Origin of the sequence: Marinobacter sp. NFXS9 (assembly GCF_040148665.1) — a bacterium.
Lineage (GTDB): Bacteria > Pseudomonadota > Gammaproteobacteria > Pseudomonadales > Oleiphilaceae > Marinobacter_A > Marinobacter_A mangrovi.
In genome coordinates, this window is sequence record NZ_JAGDDW010000005.1 from 284,730 (window position 1) to 308,431 (window position 23,702).

The 23,702-nt window shown below is 56.6% G+C and carries 31 protein-coding genes and 1 other RNA gene; 9 read left to right on the top strand and 23 right to left on the bottom strand.

Going from position 1 to position 23,702, the window contains the following annotated elements:
• Positions 1 to 53: 53 nt before the first annotated feature.
• Entirely contained in the window at positions 54 to 467 is a 414-nt protein-coding gene (fur, locus tag J3364_RS10560) for a ferric iron uptake transcriptional regulator (RefSeq protein WP_123636142.1), read from the bottom strand.
• Positions 468 to 587: 120 nt separating this feature from the next.
• Between fur and J3364_RS10565 the strand changes: the two genes are divergently transcribed.
• Positions 588 to 914, top strand: a complete 327-nt coding sequence (locus J3364_RS10565) for an outer membrane protein assembly factor BamE (protein WP_123636143.1) — start codon at positions 588 to 590, stop codon at positions 912 to 914.
• On the opposite strand, the gene J3364_RS10570 is transcribed toward J3364_RS10565, so the two are convergent.
• The 3 genes from J3364_RS10570 to J3364_RS10580 are packed head-to-tail and all read right to left on the bottom strand — an operon-like array spanning position 911 to position 3,374.
• Entirely contained in the window at positions 911 to 1,210 is a 300-nt protein-coding gene (locus tag J3364_RS10570; protein WP_349558311.1) for an RnfH family protein, read from the bottom strand. The genes J3364_RS10565 and J3364_RS10570 overlap by 4 nt on opposite strands.
• Positions 1,207 to 1,653: a type II toxin-antitoxin system RatA family toxin gene (locus J3364_RS10575; protein WP_123636144.1), complete on the bottom strand. Its 447-nt coding sequence runs from the start codon at positions 1,651 to 1,653 to the stop codon at positions 1,207 to 1,209. The genes J3364_RS10570 and J3364_RS10575 overlap by 4 nt, the downstream gene beginning before the upstream one ends.
• A 59-nt stretch (positions 1,654 to 1,712) precedes the next feature.
• Positions 1,713 to 3,374, bottom strand: coding sequence for a sodium-dependent transporter (locus J3364_RS10580; RefSeq protein WP_349558312.1), 1,662 nt, complete (start codon positions 3,372 to 3,374; stop codon positions 1,713 to 1,715).
• Positions 3,375 to 3,701: 327 nt separating this feature from the next.
• Here J3364_RS10580 and smpB point away from each other — a divergent pair, with 327 nt between their 5' ends.
• From smpB to ssrA, 3 genes are all read left to right on the top strand, one after another.
• Positions 3,702 to 4,184, top strand: a complete 483-nt coding sequence (gene smpB, locus J3364_RS10585) for an SsrA-binding protein SmpB (protein ID WP_123636146.1) — start codon at positions 3,702 to 3,704, stop codon at positions 4,182 to 4,184.
• Between the two features lie 141 nt (positions 4,185 to 4,325).
• On the top strand, positions 4,326 to 5,768 hold the full coding sequence (locus J3364_RS10590; protein ID WP_349558313.1) for a WS/DGAT/MGAT family O-acyltransferase: 1,443 nt from the start codon (positions 4,326 to 4,328) through the stop codon (positions 5,766 to 5,768).
• A 73-nt stretch (positions 5,769 to 5,841) separates the two neighbouring features.
• Positions 5,842 to 6,208, top strand: a transfer-messenger RNA (tmRNA) gene (gene ssrA / locus J3364_RS10595).
• A 450-nt stretch (positions 6,209 to 6,658) separates the two neighbouring features.
• Here ssrA and J3364_RS10600 read toward each other — a convergent pair.
• The 13 genes from J3364_RS10600 to J3364_RS10660 all read right to left on the bottom strand — a co-directional run bounded on the left by J3364_RS10600 (position 6,659) and on the right by J3364_RS10660 (position 14,898).
• Positions 6,659 to 7,651, bottom strand: coding sequence for a phage integrase (locus J3364_RS10600; RefSeq protein WP_349558314.1), 993 nt, complete (start codon positions 7,649 to 7,651; stop codon positions 6,659 to 6,661).
• Complete coding sequence (locus J3364_RS10605) at positions 7,648 to 8,913, bottom strand: phage replication initiation factor (RefSeq protein WP_349558315.1); 1,266 nt, start codon at positions 8,911 to 8,913, stop codon at positions 7,648 to 7,650. The genes J3364_RS10600 and J3364_RS10605 overlap by 4 nt, the downstream gene beginning before the upstream one ends.
• Before the next feature lie 124 nt (positions 8,914 to 9,037).
• The gene (locus J3364_RS10610) at positions 9,038 to 10,276 is read right to left on the bottom strand and encodes a zonular occludens toxin domain-containing protein (protein WP_349558316.1); all 1,239 of its coding nucleotides are present in this window, start codon (positions 10,274 to 10,276) and stop codon (positions 9,038 to 9,040) included.
• A complete protein-coding gene (locus J3364_RS10615; RefSeq protein WP_349558318.1) occupies positions 10,273 to 10,593 on the bottom strand; it encodes a DUF2523 family protein in 321 nt (106 codons plus the stop codon). Before J3364_RS10615 ends, J3364_RS10610 begins: the two co-directional genes overlap by 4 nt.
• 50 nt (positions 10,594 to 10,643) lie before the next feature.
• Positions 10,644 to 11,948: a hypothetical protein gene (locus J3364_RS10620; protein WP_349558319.1), complete on the bottom strand. Its 1,305-nt coding sequence runs from the start codon at positions 11,946 to 11,948 to the stop codon at positions 10,644 to 10,646.
• 117 nt (positions 11,949 to 12,065) lie between these two features.
• Positions 12,066 to 12,332, bottom strand: a complete 267-nt coding sequence (locus tag J3364_RS10625) for a hypothetical protein (RefSeq protein ID WP_349558320.1) — start codon at positions 12,330 to 12,332, stop codon at positions 12,066 to 12,068.
• A 26-nt stretch (positions 12,333 to 12,358) separates the two neighbouring features.
• Positions 12,359 to 12,610: a hypothetical protein gene (locus J3364_RS10630; RefSeq protein ID WP_349558321.1), complete on the bottom strand. Its 252-nt coding sequence runs from the start codon at positions 12,608 to 12,610 to the stop codon at positions 12,359 to 12,361.
• Positions 12,607 to 12,780 (bottom strand): hypothetical protein, encoded by a 174-nt coding sequence (locus tag J3364_RS10635; protein WP_349558322.1) that lies wholly within the window; start codon positions 12,778 to 12,780, stop codon positions 12,607 to 12,609. The genes J3364_RS10630 and J3364_RS10635 overlap by 4 nt, the downstream gene beginning before the upstream one ends.
• Before the next feature lie 13 nt (positions 12,781 to 12,793).
• On the bottom strand, positions 12,794 to 13,096 hold the full coding sequence (locus tag J3364_RS10640; protein ID WP_349558323.1) for a hypothetical protein: 303 nt from the start codon (positions 13,094 to 13,096) through the stop codon (positions 12,794 to 12,796).
• Positions 13,097 to 13,446: 350 nt separating this feature from the next.
• Positions 13,447 to 13,713 (bottom strand): hypothetical protein, encoded by a 267-nt coding sequence (locus tag J3364_RS10645; RefSeq protein ID WP_349558325.1) that lies wholly within the window; start codon positions 13,711 to 13,713, stop codon positions 13,447 to 13,449.
• On the bottom strand, positions 13,710 to 14,207 hold the full coding sequence (locus J3364_RS10650; RefSeq protein WP_349558326.1) for a hypothetical protein: 498 nt from the start codon (positions 14,205 to 14,207) through the stop codon (positions 13,710 to 13,712). The genes J3364_RS10645 and J3364_RS10650 overlap by 4 nt, the downstream gene beginning before the upstream one ends.
• Positions 14,204 to 14,668, bottom strand: coding sequence for a hypothetical protein (locus tag J3364_RS10655; protein ID WP_349558327.1), 465 nt, complete (start codon positions 14,666 to 14,668; stop codon positions 14,204 to 14,206). Before J3364_RS10655 ends, J3364_RS10650 begins: the two co-directional genes overlap by 4 nt.
• A complete protein-coding gene (locus J3364_RS10660; RefSeq protein WP_502882498.1) occupies positions 14,668 to 14,898 on the bottom strand; it encodes a Cox family DNA-binding protein in 231 nt (76 codons plus the stop codon). The genes J3364_RS10655 and J3364_RS10660 overlap by 1 nt, the downstream gene beginning before the upstream one ends.
• A gap of 118 nt (positions 14,899 to 15,016) precedes the next feature.
• On the opposite strand from J3364_RS10660, the gene J3364_RS10665 reads away from it, so the two are divergent.
• From J3364_RS10665 to J3364_RS10675, 3 genes are all read left to right on the top strand, one after another.
• A complete protein-coding gene (locus tag J3364_RS10665; RefSeq protein WP_349558329.1) occupies positions 15,017 to 15,697 on the top strand; it encodes an XRE family transcriptional regulator in 681 nt (226 codons plus the stop codon).
• Positions 15,694 to 16,689, top strand: coding sequence for a hypothetical protein (locus tag J3364_RS10670; protein ID WP_349558330.1), 996 nt, complete (start codon positions 15,694 to 15,696; stop codon positions 16,687 to 16,689). Before J3364_RS10665 ends, J3364_RS10670 begins: the two co-directional genes overlap by 4 nt.
• A 711-nt stretch (positions 16,690 to 17,400) precedes the next feature.
• Positions 17,401 to 18,390: an IS30 family transposase gene (locus J3364_RS10675; protein WP_349558331.1), complete on the top strand. Its 990-nt coding sequence runs from the start codon at positions 17,401 to 17,403 to the stop codon at positions 18,388 to 18,390.
• Between the two features lie 52 nt (positions 18,391 to 18,442).
• Here J3364_RS10675 and J3364_RS10680 read toward each other — a convergent pair whose 3' ends face one another.
• From J3364_RS10680 to J3364_RS10695, 4 genes are all read right to left on the bottom strand, one after another.
• On the bottom strand, positions 18,443 to 18,910 hold the full coding sequence (locus J3364_RS10680) for a hypothetical protein (RefSeq protein WP_349558332.1): 468 nt from the start codon (positions 18,908 to 18,910) through the stop codon (positions 18,443 to 18,445).
• A gap of 390 nt (positions 18,911 to 19,300) precedes the next feature.
• Positions 19,301 to 19,975, bottom strand: a complete 675-nt coding sequence (locus tag J3364_RS10685; RefSeq protein ID WP_349558333.1) for an SOS response-associated peptidase — start codon at positions 19,973 to 19,975, stop codon at positions 19,301 to 19,303.
• 26 nt (positions 19,976 to 20,001) lie between these two features.
• Positions 20,002 to 20,403: a hypothetical protein gene (locus J3364_RS10690; RefSeq protein WP_349558334.1), complete on the bottom strand. Its 402-nt coding sequence runs from the start codon at positions 20,401 to 20,403 to the stop codon at positions 20,002 to 20,004.
• Positions 20,404 to 20,406: 3 nt separating this feature from the next.
• Positions 20,407 to 20,748, bottom strand: a complete 342-nt coding sequence (locus J3364_RS10695; protein ID WP_349558335.1) for a hypothetical protein — start codon at positions 20,746 to 20,748, stop codon at positions 20,407 to 20,409.
• On the opposite strand from J3364_RS10695, the gene J3364_RS10700 reads away from it, so the two are divergent.
• The gene (locus tag J3364_RS10700) at positions 20,747 to 21,115 is read left to right on the top strand and encodes a hypothetical protein (RefSeq protein WP_349558336.1); all 369 of its coding nucleotides are present in this window, start codon (positions 20,747 to 20,749) and stop codon (positions 21,113 to 21,115) included. The two genes, J3364_RS10695 and J3364_RS10700, sit on opposite strands and share 2 nt — an antisense overlap.
• Before the next feature lie 479 nt (positions 21,116 to 21,594).
• Here the strand turns inward: J3364_RS10700 and J3364_RS10705 are convergent, their stop codons facing one another.
• Positions 21,595 to 21,822 carry a hypothetical protein gene (locus J3364_RS10705; RefSeq protein ID WP_349558337.1) on the bottom strand — a complete coding sequence of 76 codons (228 nt, stop codon included), beginning with the start codon at positions 21,820 to 21,822 and terminating at the stop codon, positions 21,595 to 21,597.
• 400 nt (positions 21,823 to 22,222) lie between these two features.
• Between J3364_RS10705 and J3364_RS10710 the strand changes: the two genes are divergently transcribed.
• Complete coding sequence (locus J3364_RS10710) at positions 22,223 to 23,227, top strand: Solitary outer membrane autotransporter beta-barrel domain (protein ID WP_349558338.1); 1,005 nt, start codon at positions 22,223 to 22,225, stop codon at positions 23,225 to 23,227.
• Between the two features lie 78 nt (positions 23,228 to 23,305).
• Here J3364_RS10710 and J3364_RS10715 read toward each other — a convergent pair whose 3' ends face one another.
• Complete coding sequence (locus J3364_RS10715; RefSeq protein ID WP_349558339.1) at positions 23,306 to 23,563, bottom strand: hypothetical protein; 258 nt, start codon at positions 23,561 to 23,563, stop codon at positions 23,306 to 23,308.
• Positions 23,564 to 23,702: the final 139 nt, after the last annotated feature.

A 23,702-nucleotide genomic window follows, 5' to 3' on the forward strand; every position in this document is an offset into this window, starting at 1 on the left:
CCCGCGTCAGACGCGGGGGCGTTTTTACATCAGTGACCTTTAAGGACCACTGATCAGCTTTTCTTAATCGGCTTCACATAGAGAATCAGGCTGTGATCCACGATTTCATAACCGTGTTCCCGGGCGACTTTGCGCTGCTGCTCTTCGATCACCGAGTCGAAAAACTCGATCACTTCGCCGGACTCGGTGCAGACCATATGATCGTGGTGATCTTCCCGCGCCATTTCGAAAACCGCGTGACCACCCTCAAAGTTATGACGCAGCACCAGACCGGCCGCTTCAAACTGTGTCAGCACGCGATACACGGTCGCCAGACCGACGTCATCCCCGGCTTCGAGAAGCTTTTTGTAAACATCTTCTGCACTCAGATGATGTTCTTCGGAATTTTCAAGGATGTTGAAGATCTTGACCCTGGGCAGGGTCACCTTGAGTCCGACCTTGCGTAATTCAGCGTTTTCAGATGACATGCTGCTGTTTCGCTCTTTGGTGTACTGTCTGCTTCCGTTATGATACCCATCCTGACGCGTTCAGGCCAACAAACTGGCCCGGTCAGGCAAGCGTTCCAAGATAGAGGATTCCACCCCCTGATGCAAAAGCTCGCCGCCTTACTCTCACTTGTCCTGCTGGCCGGTTGTGTCTTCCCCGGCGTTTATAAAATCAACGTTCAGCAAGGCAATATCGTCGACGATGAAGCCCTGGCCCAATTACAGAAGGGGATGCCTCGCGACCAGGTCCATGCCATCCTGGGCACGCCAATCATGCTCAACCCGGTGGATGACTCCCGCGAGTACTACATGTACACCTTCCAAAAAGGGGGTGGGGATATCAAGAAGCAGCGGGTCATCGTTTATTATGACGGCGATAGCTACGACTCCTACGAAGCCCAGCTTTTGGACAAAACGCCAGCCTATTAATCGACTGACTTCTTGCGCGCCCGGTTCAGCCGGGCCTGCTTGGGATCAATCTTCAGCGGGCGGTAAATCTCGACGCGATCGCCTTCCCTGAGCGCATGTTCCCGCGGCGCTTTCACGACCTTGCCAAAAATCCCCATATCCGCCGATTCCAGATCGATCTCCGGAAACACCGTACGGATGTCCGAGGCCTCGGCCGCTTCGAAAGCGGTGGTACCTTCCGGCACATTCACCAGGCAGATGGCCTGCTTCTCGGGGGTGGCATAAGCCACTTCAACGCGAATGGTCGACGTCGTCATTGGGCCGCGCCTCCGTACACCACCTTCGCCCGCTGGCAAAAGGCATCCACCATGGTATTGGCCGCCTGACCGAACACCTTGCCAAAGGTCATGCGCGCCAGCGATCCCGACAGCTCAAAACGCAGTCTCAGGATGACCTTGCAGGCATTCTCGTTCAGTGCGACAAATTCCCAACTGCCGCCAAGATTACTGAACGGCCCTTCCACCAGGGACATCTCGATCTGGCTTGGCGCGTGAAGCCGGTTGCGAGTCGTCAGGCGATGTCGGACACCGGACTTTGCCACATCGATGGACGCCACGATTTCCGTCTCGCTGGCCGTATGGATTTCCGTACCGTCGCACCAGGGCAGGAATTCAGGATAGCGGTCGACATCATTGACCAGGGCGTACATCTGCTCGGCCGAATGCCAGACCAGTGCGGATTTTTCGATGACTTGAGCCATGCGGGACTGAACACTTCCTGCAATCAGATGGGAAACACACCGGCCCGTGACGGGCCGAATCAGACACTATGATAAAGCATATCGTCGCTGGATGCGGGGGCAGTCGATTCTTCGTCTGGCCGAGCTTGCACCGGTGTCGCCGTCTCCGGGACAACGGCTTCCGATTTGTCCGGCATGGGGTCATTGACCGGCTCATCGTTTGCCGGAGGCACCTCAGCCGGGGGCTGTGACGGATCGGCCGCGGGCCCGGCGGGCGTCGCGTCCGGCGCAGTCGCCGGTGCCGCCGGGCGCGCCTCACCACTGCACCAGAACGGCGAGTCGCCGCTGTTGCACAATGACGCGCCGGACTGCATGGCGTAATGAATCCCCACATACAGGATCACAGCCGGCAGGACCAAACGAAGCACCCAGATCCAGGACGCCCGCAGGAAAGCCGGCGTCGGGCCGATCAGCCGCGCCACCATCGCATCCGGCAACACCCAGCCGACAAAGAAAGCCAACAGGATACTGACCACCGGAATCAGCAGCGTGCTGGTCACGATCTCGATCCAGCGATACGGCGTGCCACCCAGCAGCGTAGCGTCCGACCAGGCGTTGAAGGAGAACAGACTCAACAACCCCACCACCCAGGCTGCAGCCCCAACCAGCAGAACGCACCAACGCCGGGGTGCCGCCAGATGCTCCTGTAACCAGCTCACTGTGGGCTCCAGCAGGGCCAGTGACGAACTCCAGGCCGCCAGCACGATCATCGCGAAAAACGCCGTCAGTACGAACTGGCCACCCGGCATCGTGCCGACGTTCTCCGGAATCGCCATGAACACCAGACTGAACCCTTGCAGTGGTGCGCCCTCCGGGACGCCATGACTGAATACCAATGTGTAGATCAGAAGCCCCGCCACGATGGCAATCAACGTGTCGACCAGGGCCACCGCCAGCACGGAACGCTTGAGCGGCGTCGTGGGGGCCGAATAGGCACCAAAGACAATCAGGATGCCTGTGCCCAGAGACAGGGTGTAGAACGCGTGGGTCAGCGCCTTGCGCACGCTGTCGATGGTCACATCCTCCGGACGCATCACCAGCAGGTAGTCGACCGCCGACTGCCAATTACCATGCCGTGCTGCGTAAAGCAGCAGCCCACCCAGCAGCAGCATGAACGCCGGCACCACCACCCTCAGGGCCCGCTCGAGGCCGCTGGTCACGCCCTGCATGGAGGCGATCAGCACCAGGATCAGGAACCCCGCGTGCCAGCCCATGAAGTGTCGGTAGTTCTCCGGCTGCTGGACCAGCGACGTGAGGATCCCGGCCAGCTGCCGGGGGGACGCATCGTCCAGGCGCCCATAGGCGGCATAGAACACATAAGCCAGACAGATGCCGCCAATCACCGCGTAGAAAGTCAGCACCAGGAAGCCCGCCAGCACACTGAGCCGACCGCTCCACACCCAACGCGGCGGCGCTTCGGCCTCCTTCGACAGACTGTCGATCGCGATCACCACGCCATGACGGGCGCCACGGCCGATCACGGCTTCGGTCAGCACCAGCGGCAACGTCAGAATCAGCAGACAGGCGAGATAGAACAGGATAAACACCCCGCCGCCGTTCTGGCTGGCCATATGGGGAAACGTCCACAGATCGCTCAGCCCGACCGTGGCGCCGGTCGTGGCCCAGAAAAAGGTCGTACGGTGGGACCAGGAGCCGACCGGTGTTTGATAACGTCCAAGCATTCAAGTCGCCTCTGACTCATTCCTACTGCGTGACGGGGTATCAGGGCGTGGCCTGGAGCGCATCCCTGCACGCGATTGCCGCCGACCACCATAGAACGGGGACCGGTCTATTCCGGGGCTCCAGAGCCTCCATCGCTGGGCGCATTGTAGCGGAAACCCGTGACCGCGTTCATCCACACGTAAGGCCTCGGTTTTCAACCCGTGACCCGCTTGACACTACTGAGCTACAATGCGTCGTTTCGCCGGGGCGACCTTCATCTTACCGGCCGGCCTATCCATCGCTGGCCCCGCGCCCCATCGACGTATCCAGGTAACGATTCGACATCCATGAGCAAGAAGAAACCGGGCACTGGCAGCAGCACAATTGCGCTGAACAAAAAAGCCAAGCACGAATACCACATAGAGGAACGGTTCGAAGCCGGCCTGTCCCTGCTGGGCTGGGAGGTCAAATCCCTGCGCGCGGGCAAGGCCCAGCTGGTCGATGCCTACGTTCTGTTCAAGGGCGGCGAAGCCTTCCTGCTCGGCGCCCACATTACGCCGCTGAGCACCGCGTCGACCCACGTCATCTGCGATCCGACGCGCACCCGCAAGCTGCTGCTGCATGCCAAGGAAATCGCCAAGCTGCTGGGTGTCACCCAACAGCAGGGCCACACCTGCATTCCTCTGGCGCTTTACTGGAAAAAGAACAAGGTCAAATGCGAGATCGCGCTGGTTAAAGGCAAGAAGCAATTCGACAAGCGCCAGACCGAAAAAGAGCGAGACTGGAACCGCCAAAAGCAGCGAATCTTGAGGGAGGTCAATCAAGGCTGAACTATTCGCCTGTCGCCTTCTTTATCACTTCCGACCCACCCTGTCGCAGTCCTATACTGTTCGACTTCGGGTGGGTCCGCGCCCTGAGCCTGCAGTCCGACGCGACACCTCATCCTCTCCCACGGAATGAAGAGAGGGCTTATGACTCGCATACGAACGCCCATGACAGCCGTCGACCGCGCCTGGCTGCGCATGGAATCCCCGGAAAACCCCATGATGATCGGCGCCGTGCTGATCTTTGACGACCCCATCGATCTGCCCCATTTCCGCCAGGTACTGGAAGACCGCTTCCTGTGCTTCCGGCGTTTCCGGCAGGTTGTTGAGCACGCCGGCGACCGCACCTACTGGCACGATGATCCGACCTTCGACCTGGACAACCACCTGCAGGTGGTGGCCCTGCCCGGCCGGGCCGACGAAGCGACGTTGCAATCGTTCGCCAGCGACCTGAACAGTACCCCGCTGAATCCCAATCGACCGCTCTGGCAGATTCACTACGTGGACAACTACCAGGGCGGCTGCGCGCTGATCGTGCGCATCCATCACTGTATCGCCGACGGCATTTCCCTGGTGCGGGTCCTGCTCGCGCTCACGGATGACAAGCCCGGCCGCCACCTGCACGCCGTACCACCCCGGAACCAACCGGTGGAAAGCCGCTGGCAATCCATCCAGCGCCTGGCCCGGGAATGGCGCCACACGGCAGGCGCCGGCGTGGAACAGCTGCGCCACCTGGCCCACAACGTCCAGCAGGACCCGACCTATCCGCTACAGCTGCTCAGGACCGGCAGCCGTATCGGTATGGAGTGCGCCAAGCTGGGACTGACACCGGCCGATCCGCTGACGCCGCTCAAAGGAGCGCTGGGCGGCCGCAAGCAAGTGGCCTGGGCCAGCCTGCCGCTGCAAAACGTCAAGGACACCGCCCGCGCGCTCAAGGGCACGGTCAACGATGTCCTGATGACCGCCGCCACCGGCGCCCTGCATGAGTATCTGCGGGAAGAAGCCTTCGACCTGCCGGACTGCGGCATCCGCGTTGCCGTGCCGTTCAACCTGCGACCACTGCACCAACCGGTGGAATCCCTCGGCAACCAGTTTGGCCTGGTGCTGGTGCCGCTGCCGATCGACGTGGATTGCCCGCGTATGCGTTTCCGCCAGGTGCAGGATCATATGAACCGGCTCAAGCGTTCCTGGCAGGCACAGGTCACTTACAGTCTGCTGGACCTGTTCGGCCGGGGCCCCGATATTCTCGAACGCCGCGCCCTGGGCCTGCTCAGCCAGAAGGCCTCGGCGGTGCTGACCAACGTGCCGGGCCCGCGCCGTCCGGTCTACCTGGCCGGCGCCCGCCTGAGACAGCCCATGTTCTGGGTGCCGCAAACCGGCGGGATCGGGATCGGCATGAGCATTTTCAGCTACACCGACAGCGTGCAGTTCGGCATCATCGTCGACAAGAAACTGGGCATGGACCCACAGCGGGTCATGACCGCATTCGAGAAGAGTTTCTACGACCTGCAGGCCGTCGCCGGCACGCCCGGGACCTACCCCCAGGTCGAGCGGCGGGAGGTGGAACGGCGTAAAGCGGCGTCATTCTAGTAAAAATACTGAGTCCCGCTCGCACGAATGTCCTTGAAGTGAGCGGGACCGCCCCCATATACTTGTCATGCAAGGGGACGACATGGCTTCGACGCCGGTTACAAACCCTTGGGTGCATGTCGAGATGGCAGCCAATCTCGTTAATCCAAAGCTGCATTTAAATAGTCGCAAACGACGAAAACTACGCACTGGCGGCGTAAGCCGTTCCAGTCGTCCTGACTGGGGTGCCTACTACCCAGAAGCAACACCTCAGGACGTCATCATGAGTAGGACGCTCTATCAGTCAGAGCTCACTGCCTGATAGCTAAGATATAAAGAGCTCGCCTCTTACACCCTGACCTTCGGGTCGTTTGAGGTTAAATCAATAGAAGGAAGCTAAGCATGTAGATCTCAAGGCAGAGGACTGGCGGACGCGGGTTCGATTCCCGCCGTCTCCACCAAGACTCCCTAAAAAAGCCCCTGATTTTTGGGGCTTTTTTTACGATTAAGATATGAACTTCCCCCTAAGTGTCCACCGAGTGACTACAGGGGGTGACGAACGATGAGTTGCTGCGCGATATGCAGTACTCATTCACCGTCCAGTCGGGCTGCTGTCGCCTCAGCGACTGGCTTTAAACTTGCAATAGACAGCAGAGTCTGAACGCTCCTACCCGGCTCACGTAGAGACCTGGAGCACTAAAGTGAGGAACGCCAATGGCGCACCAACCTTTAGCACGTTCAGATGCTTTGCACCTTCGAATTGGAGCGTTTGGTGTAATGTTCGCAACCTTGGTTGTGAGCTTTGAGCCTCTGACTGCTTTTACGCTGTCCTTGGTAGCATCAATGATCCTATCGAAGCTGTAAGCGGTTATGCCCGTATTCAGTTAAGGCTGGCGGGCTTAATCTTTTCCCTAACCAACTGCATTCAACGGACAGTATTTCACCGCGTCAAATAAATGCTCAGGCGCTAAGTGGGCATACCGCATTGTCATCATGATCGTTGAATGCCCCAGGATCTTCTGCAGCGTGAGTATGTCGCCGCCATTCATTACAAAGTGACTGGCGAAGGTATGACGCAAAACGTGGGAAGACTGCCCTTTAGGAAGCTCAATCCCTGATCGCCTTATCGCTCGTCGAAGTGCGTTGATCGAAGAACTGAACCGCTTGTACTTCTTCAGGTGATCGGTCAGCTCACTGAATATATCATCACTGATCGGAACACTTCTCGATTTGCTGCTTTTGGTTTTAACGTACGTGACTTTTCCATTCCGCACATGCCGGAGTAGCAAGCTTTCCGCTTCGCCCCAACGTGCACCGGTAGCGAGACAGATACGCACCAAAAGATGAACGTGCGGATTTTCTGAAGCTCGCTCGATGCTATCCAGCAGGTGACGAATCTGCCCTATCGTTAGCCAGGACAATTCGTACTCGTCGATCCGGATCATCTCGACATGCTTCAAGGGGTTTTCGAAGTCGATTTCTGATAGCCGGCCTAGCTGGTTATAGACTGCGTTCAGATACCCCAGATGGTTGTTCATCGTCTTTGCAGACGCACCGGCCTCGAGCTTTTCAGCTCGGTACGCCAGGAACTCCGAAGGCTTCAGTTTGCGACCGATCGGATTGCCCATCGAATCGGCTATCGCTTCCAAGGCCCTTTTGCGGCGTTCCCCGTCCTTGAGGTGGACACCCTTTGCGTTGAACCACAAGTCGATCAGATCCTTAACGGTTCGTTTATCCAAGGTCCCAGGGTTCCATTCCTGGCCTTGCGCTCGCTGGGACTCGATGAAGGCCTCAAAGCGTTTCGCTTCGGCCTTGCTGGCGAAACTCTTACGGACACGCTTAGAGCCCCGTCCGTTCGTCCACAGATCAACCTGCCAACGGCCTGAATCTAGCTTCTTGATCACGCCGCCACCTTGCTCAGCAGTCGTCTTTTCACCAGGCCATCGCGTACCAGCTGGTATAGTTCGTTTTCGTAGATCTCCCGTCTTCGGTAATAGCTACACAGGTCTTCCCAGAGTCCCGATTTCTTCAGGCAGTCCCAGGCCTGTTTAACGCTGAAGTGGTTGCGGGCATAGATCGAGAGCAAGTTGCCGAAGGCGAGAGAGACGTTTTTTTCGTTGCCGCAACCCGGTTCCTTTTTTACGCGTTTGTAGTGAATCGGCGGCGCTGCATGGCCGAAGTTCACGTCCTCTCTTAGCTTGGTCCAGATCGGATGGACCCATTCGCGTTTCACTTCGAAGCGGTTCGCCTTGAGGGCGTATTGCCAGAGGCCGGTCAGGTGTTTGTTCGCCTCGGCGAAGGTATAGATCGGGGTCATGCCCTGGGTGCCCTGGGAGATCTCGTTGACGATGCGGTGATGGAAGCGCACTTCGATACGCCAGACCGGGAGTTCGGGGTCGTAGCAGGTTTCCGGGAAGCTGGTTTCGCTGACCGCACATTCCCAGATGTTTTCCATGAAGGCGCGTTTGTCGCTGACGTCGATTTCCTTGGTCTTGTCATAGATACAGATCTGCAGGCTGTTGGCCTTGCCGAAGGTGAACGTCTCCCCTCGCCCATTGATGGTCGATCCGCTCAGTCCCTGGAACTGCAGGTCGCTGATGCCGTTATGGACGGAGACGGTACGGGCGCGAGTGACGAAGTATTGCGCCAGGTCCTGGGGCGGTTCCCAGCCCTGGATATCGACGGCCAGGTGCAAGGCAATGCCGGTGGGTTTGATCGCGGCCAGGAAGTGCATGCCCCACTCGGTCAGCTCTTCGTGGATCTGCTCAGAGCCACGCTCATAGATCCAGCGCGGCGAACACTCGATCTTCAGGTGGGCCCCGTAGCTGTCGGTCTCCTTGTAGAAGCTGCCGACCAGGATCGTCAGGCCGTATTCACGGTTTTGCAGCAGGTAGCGGTAACCACCCTTCTTACCCGATTGAACACGGAATTCGATGTCACGGATCGTGAGCTGGGCACCGACACCGGATTCATAGGCAGTGATCACTTCGGCGATGACCTTGGGTTTGAGCTTGCCGTCGAACAGTTGCCGGACGGTATCCACACCCGTCCAGAGGACATTGACGTTCGACAGGTCGAGTTGTTGACCGTCAGGACCAATGAACAGATCCCCTTTCCCGGTTTCACCGGACTGGATATCAAGGCGTTCAAAGTCTTTGATTTTCATCTATGGCCTTCTGTGGTTGTCTGTGGTTCAAAATCGACTGCCGTCGTTTTCTATGAGACGTGTTACAGGGACGTCTGGCCGCCGCCCCTCCGCGGCACTGCGCGTACGCTCCTCGCCATCGTCGCTACCGCTCCGCTTGCTCCGGGGCGTCGGCTACTTTCATGAGGCCAAGGCCCATTGTCTCGAGGCCGGGTTGTTCGATTTGTGGGCGGGGGTCCGGGGTCAGGATGCGTTGGCGCTGGCAATACAGGTCCTGGACCACCTCCCCTTCCCAGTAGAGTTGCCCGTGGCAGGGGCGCAGGTAGAGCAGCCGGTAACCGTACCCGGCCAGTTCGTGTTGGGTGATGCTGAACTCGCCCTGACGATCCTGGCCGTGGATCAGGTAGAGCCGGTTGATGCTGCCGGAGATCCGGAGGCTGGCGTCAGCCAGGGGGTGCGGGATCGTGTTGGTGGTGTTGGTTACGCCAGACTGAAGCGGAGGATCAGTTTCAGGATGGCGCCCATCACCACCATCAGTCCGACCATCAGGCACAGTCTGAGCAGTGCTTTCCCCGCTCTCTTCAGGAGCGCCAAGAGGGGCCCTTTCGCGGTTGAAGATAGAGACCGACAGCGCGATAAACACCACCAGCGCAATGACACTAATCGAAAGATAAGCCACAACCCGCTTATCTTTAAAAACGCTCTGGGGGCCTTGATTGGACTGATGTTCGCCGGTTTTCGTACTCCGGTAGGTGGCGAAGACGCGGGTGTCCGCCTTGTACTCTTTCGGGACGCCGTATGCATGGGACTTACTCTTGCCGTTGTTTTCAGGGTCATGTTCCACCTCCCGCCATTTACCCTTCTTCCAGGGCAGTAATTCGCCCATGGAGTAATGTCTAAAGGCCACCTGGGCGGCCTGCCGGATCTCGCCGTGCACCTTGCTGATGTTCGGGGTGCAGATGAAGACGTCCCAGTTGTAGTGCCGGTGCATGTCGTAGGCTTCGAACATGTCGGCGGGACGTTCGTCCTGTTGGGCCTGGTCGTGGCCCCCGGGGTAATCGAGGTTTTCCGGTCTGAAGTCCTTGCGCTTGGCCGGGTAAATAGCCTGGCCTTCGTCGATGATGACCATCGCGCCGTGAGGGACCCAGTGGAACCACCTTGCCATGTAGTCCTTGGCCTCGCGGCCTTCGGTGTCGACGTTGAGGATGGCGGCTTCGTCCGGGAGGGTGAGGCCCATGGCTTCCTCGACCTTTTCGATGCTGTCGAAGCCTCTTATGTTGGTGACCACGGTGCGCCCTTCTTCCAGGGCCGGGATGGCGTGGCGCTGGAGGACGCCGAAGGATTTATAAGAGCCCGGGTGACCGTGATGGATAACGATGCTCATCCGATCACCTCCATGACGTAGCGGGTCAGGCGGGCGTTGATGATCATGTTCAGGGCTTCGGGGATCTTGAGATAGGTGACGACACCCAGGAAGGTGCCGTCCAGCCGCTGCCAGTAGCTTTCGATGGTGTTGGACAGGTTGAGCTGGTTCAGGATCTCCTGGGCCACGGCCCAGCTGTAGCCGATGAAGGCGATCTTGGCTTTGGTGGCGGCGATGACGAACCATGCGCCGGCCTTGACCATGAAGTCGTCGATCATGGCCGGGATGGACCCGAAGAAGGCCCAGATGGCGTCGAAGAAGTCGGCAATAAATTCCATGGGGTTACTCCTGGGTTTCTCTTTTTCTGGTTTCGTTGTCTGTTTGGTCTTTAGCCCCGGCCACTGGTGATGATGCCCAGCGAAATAAAAGCCGCGATGAACAGAATCAGGGCCGGTAGGATCTCGAAGCCGCCCAGGAAGCGGTTGAGGCTGAAGTTCACGTCCACGCCCTTGATCTGCTTCACGTCGTCCGGGACGCTGCCGCCGCCACTGAGGTTCGCGCCGAACATGTTCTGGACTTCGGTTTTCAGTTTGTTGAGCGTGTCCTGGTATTCCTGCATGACGGCCTCGTATTCCTCATCGGCGGCGGTCAGTTCGGTGTCGATGGGCTCGCCGGTCCAGGTGATGGGGTCTTCGCTCTCGCCCTCTCCATCGCCGTTGCCATTACCACCGCCACCACCAGGGATGTTGCCGATGGCGTCCTTGAGGGTGTTCACGCCGTCGCCGATGGTTTTATTGATCGTGTCGAGTTTGCTTTTGAGGTTGCTGCGTTCGGTGTTGCCACTCTTGAGCAGCTTCTTGATGTCGTCGAGCTGGTTGGTGATGCCGGTCAGATCGCCCTCGCCGTCCCCGTCGCTATCGCCGTCACTGTCTTGTTCGTCTTCGTCCTGGCCGGGGCGGTTGTCGAGGCCCTGGCATTCGAAGGCATAGCCGCCTTCACCGACGATCAGCGCGGAGCCACCGGGGCATTGCGGGGGATTGGCATCAGGGGGAAAACAGGTCGCGGTATAGGCACCGTTTTTCTGTTCGAAGCCGAAGGTTCCGCCGTCGGGGCAACTGTTATCGCCGCAGACGGGGTGCTGGTTCGCGCCATAGCCGATGGTGCCGATGAAGTCATCGGAGCCAGCGGAACATTGGTCTTCAGGCGGCTCCAGGCACATATGGTCCAGGGCGCTACCGGATTTGCACTCGGGAACGCAATAACCGCCCTGTTCGTAGTACTCGCCGTTCTCCAGGCATTCTTCCGGGGTTTCGGGTAACTGACAGCGGGGTAAGACGTCTTCACCGGCATCGATGTAGCCCGCCGGGCAGGTGCCGCATTCGGCATTCGCGCCGCCTTCGACAGACCAGATCTCGCAGGTTTCGGCCACGTAGACGCGGTAGATCCCCATCAGCGACCCCGGACAATGGGGCGAATCGACGGTTTCGAAGGTCTTGAGGCACTGCTCGTTATCCTCAAGACACGCCTGATACTTGTTTTCCTGGCGGCTCAGAAAACTCTGGACGGGCGAAGTACTGCCGGTGCAGTTGTCGAAATCTTCCCAATAGAGGGTGTCCGCCGACAGGTGGGGAGACGCCAGCAGGATAAGCAACAGAACCCAGGTTGAGCCGGGGAATAACGCAGCCGTTCTCATGGTTTCGCCCATAAAAAAGGGCCGGATGACCGGCCCTCGGGATTGCTGTTATGCACCGTTGTAGCCGAGCGCGAACATCGACACCCAGAGGGTGCCGATGACGATGCCGGTGAACATTTAGCGGCGCAGGATGCTGACGATCAGGCCCAGGCCGGTGACGATGGCCACCAGGGCGATCACGCCGGTGACGGCAGCGCCGACGTTGGTGGAGCCGTCGCCGAAGGCCGTGTTGATCTTCTCGGAGTGATCGGCGGCAGCGGCGACACCGGCCATTGCGCCTGTAGAGAGCGCAACGCCCACTTTGGCGACGCGCTTGCCCCAGCGGCTGCGAGCCATGGCCCAGGTGCGGCCGTCCTGTGTTTCCATTTCGATGAGTTCGTTCATGCTGTTTCTCCAACTTGGTTTTGAGGTTATGAGACCTTCCGGAAGACCCTGATCACGCGGCCCAGGCAATGACCCACGGCCCAGAAGACCAGTGAGGTGGTCATGACCAGTCCGATGATTTCGGGATCAGGCGAAAGGTATTCAGCGAACACCGTTTCGATGTCCTGTTGCTGAATGGCTTCCACGGTCCAGTTGCCGCTGCAGGCCATGACCGCGTTGCCGTTAATGGCTTCGCTGGTCAGGGTGCCGGTGCAGACGTAGTTCTGGACGGTGCTCACCCTTCCTCTCCTTCTACCGGGCAGCCGTGGGCTTCGATGAAGTCGGCCACGGTGTGGTCGATCTCAACCAGGGCGACGCTGATACCGCCAACGAAGGCGAGGCATAGCAGCCCTGCGAGAAGCAGCAGGTTTTCCCAGTAGCGGCGAAGGAAGGTGAGAAAACGGTTCATGGTTCAGCCTCGGTTACTGGGCTGCTGGCTTTTTCAGGGCGTCCTGGGGCTTCATGTCCAGGGCCTTGAAGGTGACCTTGCCGCCGGCCCCGGCTTTCATCTGGGCTTTGACGACGAACATCGCCGGGAGTTTGTCGGCGTGGTTGCGTAGCTGGTCGATGTGTTTCCAGTCGCAGCTGATTTTCATGACTTCGTTGCCGACGCGGTTGTCGTCGGTGGCTTCGGCGGGGCTGTAGGCCCAGAGGCTGCCGCCTTTGTTGCCGTCGATGTCGTAGCGGGTGGCGCCGATGATCATTAGGTTCAGGTAGTTTTCCATGGGTTACTTCCTCGTTTTTCAGTGGTCCCGGTTCGGGTTTTCCGTTGCTTGGTAAGGCATGCCAGATCGGTTAAGAGTCAGGCAGCCGGTTGGGTTCGGTGTTTTGCGACCCCTTACGGGGCGGGCTCTACTCGCGTTGCTCCTGGCCACTCAGGTGGCCACCCTTACGGGTCACGATCCCTGTCGCCTGCCGCGCTCCGCTTGCCTCCTGTGCTCATGGTTCGGAATCAAGGGGCGGGCGTCCTCCCCCGGCATCCTCACCACTCGTTTTTCGCACTGTGGACCGGTCAGCGACCGCCACAAGGCCAGGGGGCCTTCGGCCCTGGCGCGAGGCGCCAGCCTTGCAGCGCTCACTGCCCAGCCCCCTGATCGTGCGCGAGTGGTGACGATGACGGGGGCGGACTCGGGGACTTTTCAGGGGATTGGCCCTGGAAGCCCAAATCCGGGCAGCCGGCATCCAGCCAGGCGCGCAGGACCGCACCGGAGAGGGTCCACAGATCCGTTCCGCGTTGGATGGCTTCCTGCTGGAGCTTCAGGTAGCAGGAGCCGGGGGCGACGACGTAGAAGCGGCGGTCCTTGTCCTCGACTTTTTGCTGTCTTGGGGGAATGTGGGTCATTGGGTGGTCTCCGTGACGTGAGGGCTTTCCAGGCGGCCGCTGTCCCAGGCATCGCGTAGGGTGATAAGGCGATCGAAGGCGGCGCTGTGGTAGCCCAGGCGTTCGAACTCGTTCAGCAGGCCATCGGTGAAACTGGCCTTGCAGCGGGCGACGTAGTCGTCCGGGAGGTCGGTGCGGACTTCTTTGAGTTGGTCCAGGCACTGGCAGAGGCCGAAGAAAAGCGCTTCGAGGGCCTGGGCCGCGATGCGGGTGGTGACACGGTCAGGCTGTTGGCCTGCCCTACCCTGCTTTTCGTTATGCAGGATGCGCTGCAACAGTTCCGAGCGGGCCTCGAAGGCGGCGTTGTAGAGGGTGTTATCCAGCCCTTCGTAGGCGTCGACCATGCCTTCGAGTTTGATCGCGCTATCGATGGCCGCGTCACGCTCACCGTGTTTGAGCAGCGTGACGCCGACGGAATGGACGTTTTCGATGATCTGGCGCTTGTTGATGCTCATACGTAGGCCTCCAGGCGGACGCCCTTGTAGAGTTGGCCCGGCATCGCGCCACAGGCAGAGAGTTGTTCACGGCGCAGGGCCACAGACTCCGGGAGGCTGCCTTTGACGTCCTGGAAGTAGTGGAGATAGGCATCCAGCTTGGCGCGGATCTTGAGGGACTTCGGGTTGTCGTTGAAACGAACCGCGTCGCCTTTGACGGGCTCGTGTTCGACATAAGGAGAGACGAACGTCCAGCCAGCGGCACCGTTGACCCGGTCACCACCCACGGCCATCCACTGACGGCCTGAAGCGCTCACGGCAACCGTTCCTGGGGCGACCATGCGGGCGGGTCCGAGACGAGCCGCAGAGGCCACGAGCTTGCCGCCGTCGAAGAACCAGACGCCCGGCACATGACAACCGCCGTTCTGGCGTAGCTCTACGAAGGTTTTAACGGCTTCACCGGCTCTGTTCAGACGTTTCATTACCAGTTCTCCTGATCCAGCGCGTCTTTGGAGAGCAGAGCCATGTTCACCAGCCGGGGCTTGCCGATCTTCAGGCTGGGCAGGTGGCCTTTTTCGATCATGCCCCTGACCTGCCCTTCGGTAAGGCCGGTCAGTTCCGCAAAGCGCTCCTGGGTCATTACCGGAGTCGCGAGAAGAATGATTTGCTTTTGCTCGTCCACTGTTTTGCACTCTGCTACACTTATTTTCACAGTTACCCGCTCACAACTGAGCAGTTAACTGACCACAACTCAAAATACAGACGTGCTCCCGTTCCCAGTCAACAGTAAACTGTGAACTTTTGAGCCTTAAACTGTGAAAGTAGACAAAATGAGCGACGAGAACGCGCGCGACGCACAGCAAACTGTTGACGAAACAGGATTCACCGAGCGCTTGAGAAGCTTGATAGAAGGGCAATCTGCAAGAGCTTTCGCCCAAAAAGCGGGAATGGGCGACAGCACGTTCCGCAATATCTTGAATGGCGCCTTGCCCAGGCTGGACAGTTTGCTGCGCATAGCAAATGCAGCGGATGTATCCGTTGAATGGCTCGCTACTGGGAAAGAACCCTCTCCAGCGATGCCTTTCGACTTCGAGGATGAATTCGCCCTGGTTCCCGGCTACAACATCCAGGTAGCTGCAGGACACGGCCGGATCGCCGACGAGGAATCACCGTCGCGGGAGCTGGCGTTTCGCCGAAAGTGGTTACGGTTCCGTGGTTTGAATGAGAACGAGCTGGCGCTTGTCTTCGCCAAAGGCGATTCCATGGAACCGACCATTTCCGATAACGAGACTGTGCTGATCGATACCAGCGTTAAGGATCTCAGCGACGGCCAGATCTACGTGATCCGGAACGATGACCATCTGCTGGTGAAGCGGATTCAGAAGCTTTGGAATGATGGGGTTAAGCTGCTTTCCGATAATAAGGAGTATCCGCCTCAGGAGATTTCCAGTGCGGATCTGGAGCAGCTTGAGGTTATTGGGAAGGTTGTTTGGGTTGGGAAAGATTTATGACAACGGCAAAACAAAAAAACAAACCGAGAATCTATATCGCAAATAGAGTTCAGAAGGAAGTAAAGCTTTTTGCGCTAGCGCTATTACTGTATGCGCTTACCTTCTTATTGATTCCACTTATATACTCTGGAATAGTATTTCCAGACTGGCAGTTCATGAACAGAGTCGTTGAAACCCGAAACAACCAGCCGTCTGGCTTTACAGTCTCATTTACCGCTTCAGCACTTCAAGATATCTTATTTTTTGCGGTAATTGGCATTTACGTTTGGGTCAGATCTAATATCAGACCTGAAGAAAAGCAGCTATCCGAAAAAGTTTCCTACCTATTCCCGACGGTCAACACCGACAGTGACTTAAAAACTTTTTTCCAGGACAAAATAAATAAGCTCGGATGCATTAGCGAATCTACAAACATAAAAATTTCCGTTGAAGGCTATTGCAAAGAGACTAAAACCTTCAAAGTCACTATAGCCATGGATATAACTCTTCACAACCTGCACCACATGGACTCTTTTTCCGATCCACATGCGACACTCGAATTTAGAAGCGACCTTGAGGAAGATCCAAAAGATGGTGTTTACGGACAAATTTTAGAAATTGAAGCACGCAAATTAGATGAAAGTGGCGAATTGATCTACTCCCACCATAACCATGGCAAACCACCGTTTTTGATTGAAGATAGGCACTTTACTTTTCCTACACAATTTACAATTGACCCATACGAAAAAGTACGTATAGAGTCGCGCTTCTGGCTACGTGAGCCTTGCCATAAAAATTTCACGTATACGACAACACGGTACACGAAGAAATTGGCGATTAAGATTATCAACATGTCTGGTGTAGACCTGAACTACGAGCTGGTCGAGAGCCCGTCCCCGAGAGAGCATTACGATGAAGAGCCCACAAAAATAGCGCAACACCATGAAAAATATATAGATTTTTACAAAGTTTGCTCTGAGGAAAGCGTGATGGTAAAATTTGACCCCATTTAAAACCCAGTGAAACCGAATACTTTTCTACACGGGTAATTACAAAATTTTATTTGAAACCCCGACCCTAAACGTCTAAAAAACGTATAGGCATAATAAAAAAGTGATGCCCTAACCCCCAAGATGGAGTTAACCAAGATGCGCAATAGCGAAATCAAAGGATTCTGAGACAGCACCAAGCAAAAAAAGGGGCCCAAACGGCCCCTTTTTTTATTTCAAATCAACAACATAGATACGAAGTCAACCACTGAGCCAACAGCATCACCAGTGAAATTACTGTCAAAATATTGTACAATTATAGTTAATAGCCAATAGCAGAAGCCGCTCTTAATTATGGAGGCAACTCCAACGACGAGCGACCGTAATGCAAGATAGGAGGATTTGATGAACCACCTTAAAACCAAGTTTAAGCATTTGATTTTTAAGGATTTTCTTGGAAATCTACCATCCACCTTACGGAGCACCCGTAAAGGTCTTTCCAGCTCACCTTTTCTTTTAGGTAGACCTTTACGGGTGCTCCGTAAGGTGGAATTAGTTTAACATTTTTTTACGAAAATGTCAAAATTGACCTAGACCTCATTATAGCGATACGCAACTAACAACCATTACCTCGTGAATTCAGATAATAACTGCAGCACTTTGGCTTAACCAGGTAGAGGCGGGAGGGCCGTCGCCGGTACCCTCACGGGCTTTACCGACCAAAGTGAAGCAGTGATGAAGTACCGACAACTGACCCAGGCACAACGATACCAGATCTCGGCTTTGCGTGTGGCCGGCAAAAGCCAACGACAGATTGCAGTGATGCTGGGCTGCCACAACAGTACCATCAGCCGCGAGTTGCGACGGAACAGCGTTCAAGGCTATGAGCCGGAGATGGCGCAGCGCCACTCCAATACCCGCCGTAGAGCCGCCTTCAAACGCCACAAACGAGTACTGTGGCTGACCAACTGGGTCTCTGAACGGCTTGAGGAATACTGGAGTCCTGAGCAAATTGCAGGCTTCATGAGCCGCATGGACGCTCCGGTGAGGGTCAGTCATCAGTGGGTCTATGACCTAATTCATCGTGACCGCCTCCAGGGCGGTAAGCTCTGGCGCTTCTGTCGGCATCGGAATAGCCGTGGCCGCAGGCGCAGAGCTAAAGAAGCGGGCCTCGGCAAAATCCCGAACCGGGTTGGAATTGAGTGTCGCCCGCAAGAGATTGAAAACCGTGCCGCGCTGGATCACTGGGAAGGCGACACCGTACTCCAGGGCCACAAACAATCAGGTCTGGTGACGCTGGTCGAGCGTCGTAGCGGTTACTTGCTCGCCGGCCGTCTGAAGTCATTTACGGCCAGTCAGACAACGCGCACCGTGATTCGGCTCTTGCAGCCCATTCGGGGTGTTGCGAAAACGCTGACGCTGGACAACGGCAGCGAGTTTGCGGAACACGAACAGATGGCCAAAAAGTTGGGTTTGTCGGCCTATTTTTGTGACCCGTACTGCTCGGGCCAACGTGGCACGAACGAGAACACCAATGGCTTGCTGCGACAGTACTACCCGAAGGGGACGGACTTCGCCAAGCGGTCTCAAACGCACATCAACCGAGTGGTTGAGCAGTTGAATAACCGGCCCAGAAAACGGCTGGGCTACCGGACACCGGCAGAGGTGTTCTGGGGTGAATACTCCGGAGCGCTATCAATGAGCGGTGCTGCGGTTATTGGTTGAATCCACGCCTAAAAGTACATTTGCTTCTAAAGCCCCTCGATAGACTAAAAATTCAGCTTGCACATCTCGCGTAAGCACTCCGAGATGCCGAGAGCATGGGACCTGGATCACCTGTTCTTTCAATATAATCTACATCATTCGAAGACAAGGAATTCGCAGTCTCACTTGCAACACAGGAACAAAAAGCCGCTATCTGTCCGTCTGTAAGTACTGAATTTGCCGGATGATTTCTCTGAGACTGAAAGCATGACCCGCGCATATTTGTATAGATTTCATCCCATTTCCTTTGAGTCATGCCACTCGATTGTGAGATTAATATACTGCCACTACCGCCAAAACCGTCATTATCTTGGATAACTGAAGACACATCCCTTTCAGTAATCTCACGTTCATACATATGTAAATTCATGTTTTCCATCGATTCTTTGTTAGCATCAACTCCTGCAGCAGATGCCTTGAAATCGAATGCCAACGCAGAAGTTGATAGAAAAGCGAGAAAAAGAACCTTGAATCGTAACATAACTAATCACTCCCTTGATTACTGGTAGTAAATGGATATGTAGCAAGACTAATGACTTATTGGAAGGATAAACTCAGATTTGTTTGTTATTAAAAACTGATTGATAAAACAGTAACTTTAATTCTGCCTAGTTACAGTAAGGTAGGAATTTAGTGACCAGTTTAGGTTTAACGACGAGTAGAAAAAGAGACAGATTTAATTTCCGGGAGATAGGTAAGTCAGACCTCTCCCTGACAAGTCACACCACTGGGCAGGTGTCGCTTCAGCCTGGCATCCATGCCAGCCTTAGTGATTCCGTTCGTTGCTGAGCGGGGTTCACTCTACTGATTGGTAAGCAGCATGTTAGGGGTAATCGCCCAGGGTGGCGTGAGAGATCGCTGACATGCGTCTTTACTGATCGGGTTCGAGAATTTCTTCCTCTCCTATCGGCTCCAGGTTCGTTGGTGATTTGATCGGCACGACGCGCAACGGTGTGTTGATCTCGGCGACCAGCAGGTGCTGGAACGGATCGGTGTTGGTCATCGTCGGGTCCAGCCACAACTCGAAGTCTTCTTCCCTCAGCATCATGGGGATGCTTTTGTCGTGGATATAGTCGAACCGTGGGTGTGGTGGCAGGGTGATCGTGGTGTAGGCCGGGACGATCTCGCCGTCGAAGTTCCAGAACTCGTACAGCCCCGCAAAGGCTATCGCTGAATCGACAGGGGCGATGCTGTAGCACTGTTTACTGCCCTTCGGTCCGGTCCATTCGTGAAAGGCGCTTGCCGGGATGATGGCCCGTTGCGTTGGGAATCGCTTTCGCCAGAGTGGGCTGGTGCCGAGACTGCGAGAGCGTGCGTTGAAGGTACTGTATTTCGTGCTTGGCCGGTAGCCGGAGCCGTCCGGTTTGCGTTCGATCAGCAGTGACCACATGCCTTCCTGCAGGTGCCTTCTTTCCGAGGTCTCGTAGACGAACTGGCCGTATGCACCTGGGCGAAGGTTCAGGCGTTCATCCGGTACCGGGATGCGGAGCTGTCCGGCCAGTTCCATCATGTAGGGATTGGGCTTTACGTTGTAGGCGCCGCACATGCGTCGTTGCGTCTCCTTTCAATCGGTCACGCCGCTAGGGGCGGAGGTGGCGGTTCGTCTTCCGGTGGCGGCGTCGGTCCAGGTGCCTGGCATTTGACGATTTTGAACTCGCCCCTATCCAGCACCGCAAACACGCCCTCGTTAAACAGGCACCCCTGGACCGCTTCGTTATCCTTGAGGTTAAACCAGATACGGTGGGAATGCTTACCGGATGAGTAGGCATGTGCTCGGATCTTTACCGGCCGGGCGCCGGGGATACGTTTCGCCAGTTCTTTGTCGATCGTACCCAGCCAGCTTCTCAGCGTATCGTCGCCGGTTCGTTTCTGGATGGGGACCCATCCGCCTGGTTCGTCCCCGTTGAGCCGGTATTCGTCGCTACCAAAGCGGCAGCGCAAGGTGCGGATCTTTCGTTCGCCACGGTAGGCCATAGGTCACTTGCGGGACGTCTTGGTCGAGTTGCGTGAGACTATTCTGAACTCGCCGCGATCCAGGATCGCGTATACGCAGTCATTGAACAGGCAACCGAGAATCGCCCGGTTCCCATTCACCAGGCGCCATTCGTGGTGTAACCCAGAGCCTGTGCTGCAAGCCTGTGCCTTGATCTTCACGGGATGGGCGTCGGGCAGCTGTTTGGCGGTTTCCGCATCGATACCACCGAGCCAGTTTTTGGGAATCTCACTGCCGTTGCGTTTGTAGATGCGGACCTTGCCACCGGGTTCGGTAGTCCAAAGGGTTAAATCTTCGAGGCCTTTTTTGACGATGATCATGCGCATGGGCGCACCTGAAAATACTGTTTATTTATACAGCATCTTAGTGGCAAGTCAGCTCACAAAAAAGGCTGATCGGAAAATTTTGAACAATGTCCCGAATTCGACCGGCAAAACCGCCAAAAAGGCGCACTGGTCCCGGGCGTCCACCACTTCAGATCTTGTCATCTACTGTTGGTGCTTGGACGGAGCTCAAGATTCTGAGCCCGGTCCTAAAAATAATCAGTGCTGGAAATGCCAGTACTACTCCGTAAAATTGAAGCCAATCCTGATCGAGCGGAAAGCCATTGAATGGCCTGAAAATCCAAAGAAAGCACAGGCAAATGAGCGCCCACCCCGACGATGCCAACAAGAACGCCATAAATTTATCTAAACTAATCAGTCTAGAGCTTCCAGCTGAGACCTCTCCCTGCTTCTTAAATGCAAAGTAAACGGTGCTGCCGACCGTGCAAACGGTGCTCGTCACCGTGGCTATTCCTGTGGTTACTTCCCAATCGATCATCACCTACTACTCACCTTGGTGCCTATACTTCACCGACTTCACTGCATAGTCTCGCAGGTGTCAACAAAGTGTCCACGCAATAGCGCTGTTAAGTGGAAATCTGTGGTTCGGTGAAAATGCGAGATGCCCATTCGACGGGCTTTGTGGGCTACTGTGGCGCAACGAAACGGTGCGGCGACGGGTTCGATTCCCGCCGTCTCCACCAAGATCCCACGAAAAAGCCCCTGATTTTCAGGGGCTTTTTTTATCCCTGGAAAACATCGTAGAGACGGCGGGAATCGAACCCGCATTCGCTGGGACGCAAAATGAAAAAGCCGCTCGATTGAGCGGCTTTTCTGACTTTGCCAGCGTTATTCCCCAACCGCCCTCTGGCGTTCCGGCATCATGTCTGCGCCGGTATCGGCGGTTAGAATCCTGAGCAGTTCTTCCGCTTTATCAAAGGTCATCCCGACCTGGACCAGCTCGCCGTTGGAATCAACGACTACGTGGTGTTCCCTGACGATCTCGCCATGTTCACCCGCGTGAGACACCTTGAGCAGCTGGTAGCCGTCCTCACTCTTCAACACGGTAACGGGCATTCGGCTCTCTCCCCTCATTAATGGTCTGTGGATACAAATGAGTGTGCCATGGGCCAAACATGACGTGTGTAGCATTTTGAAAGGCAAATGTTTTATTGATTTCACATTGTGTCTGCACCCTCGCGACGGCCATTCCGTCGCACAATAGCGCCCTGAGCGGCGGCTCGGGCGTTCTGGACGGGATCGGCGGACCCGGGGACAGGCGAACACGCCTCCCTCTCAACTAATTAGGTTGCAACCTGTCATCCACACTCACAAGCCGTTACGTAACCTTCAACGACAGAAACATGAGCAAGTGCGCCGATTAACCAGTCAACGCCAGAAATATCCCGACACCGCCTTGCCCACGGCTCGGCTAGACTGGAACCAGACACACCTTTTCCAGGAAGGGTCCGCCTCTATGACGCTCACTGCCCGGTGCGCCGTCTGGCTCCTGTTGCTAACGTTGGTGCTTTGCCAGACCACGCGGATACTGGCCGCATCGGAGCTGGATCGGGCCACTCGCAATGTGCTCTCTGCCAACTACACCCTCGCCATACTGCTAACCAACGGCGATGCGGTTCGTTTCGGCTTCTGGAACTTCAATCCCAACGACTACTTCGAGCTGGATAACGATGATCTCGGCTCGGCCGATTCCGCCCAGTTGCGCCAGAGCATCACCACCGCCAGCCTGCCCTTTGACTGGACCCAGCCTATCGGTGACCAGGGCGATACACTGACCTATACCGGCAAGGTGGCGTACATCGCGCAGGAGCAGGATGCCCAGTTGGTGGTGTCCGATGAGCAACGCAAGGACAAGGTCTACGAGCAGATCGTCTCGGCCAGTGCCGGCGCCGCCTGGACGCATCCTTTTACCAAGCCCGTGAAGGTCACCGTCGGCAGCCTGGTACACTGGATGCGCTACAAGAACGACACCAACTACAACTCGACCGCCTCACAAGCCGTGCAGTCGGAGCTGGATGGCACCCTGACCAACATCACCGTGGATGCCCTGGTGGCTGAACCCACGCTGACACTGGGTTACAGCCGCCCCATCATGGGGGCGGATTGGGATTTCTTTTCCGATTACCACTACATGCGCGGGCACACCATTGGCACCCGCAATCCGGCCCATGAGGCCGACCCGGAGGCCTGGTTCTGGTCCAACGGCGTCCGCATTCGCAATCCGATCATTTCACGCTTTCTGCCGGGCCAGAACATCTGGATTCGTGCGGCACGCATCGATATGGGCGGGGACATCGGCGATCAGCTTGGCAACAGCTATTACTACGAGGCCGGTCTGGCCTGGCTACTGGAAGCCCGCGGGCGGATTCCGCTGGTGGACAACGTCGCGATCGGCGTGAACTTCAACTACGGCAGCGTGCTCAGGGGCGGCAGCCTGATTTTCACCTTCAACGAGGACTGAACCCTCACGGCACCGTCATGGTTCGCTGTCACGCTTGGTAGTTTTGCCCACCGCACGGTCGCCTGACGGTCTTCCATTTCAGAACTGCCAGGAATCGATCGGGAAGGTTCGTCGCTCGATAAGGTCACCCTGGGGCGAGTAGCGGAAATAGCCGAAGAAGCACTGCCCTGCCATCCAGGCGTCAAAGCCAGCGATCAGGTTTTTCCGGTTATCCACCAGATTGAAATAGCGGGCTTCGCAGCAGCTTTGTCGACGTCGGGGACCTTCCCGCTCGATCTCCACGAGCCGATACGGATGGGTCAGGACAATTGCGCGGCGCAAGTAACGTTCGATCATCGATCTCCCCTCCCGGATAAAAGGAGCCTCATGATGATCGCTTCTCATGACCGGATGATGGCAAGGCTGCAGAGCGGTACAGAATGAGTTCCCGCGGCTGGACGGTCTGTACCTTGACGACCTCGGGCTTCAGGCGCAG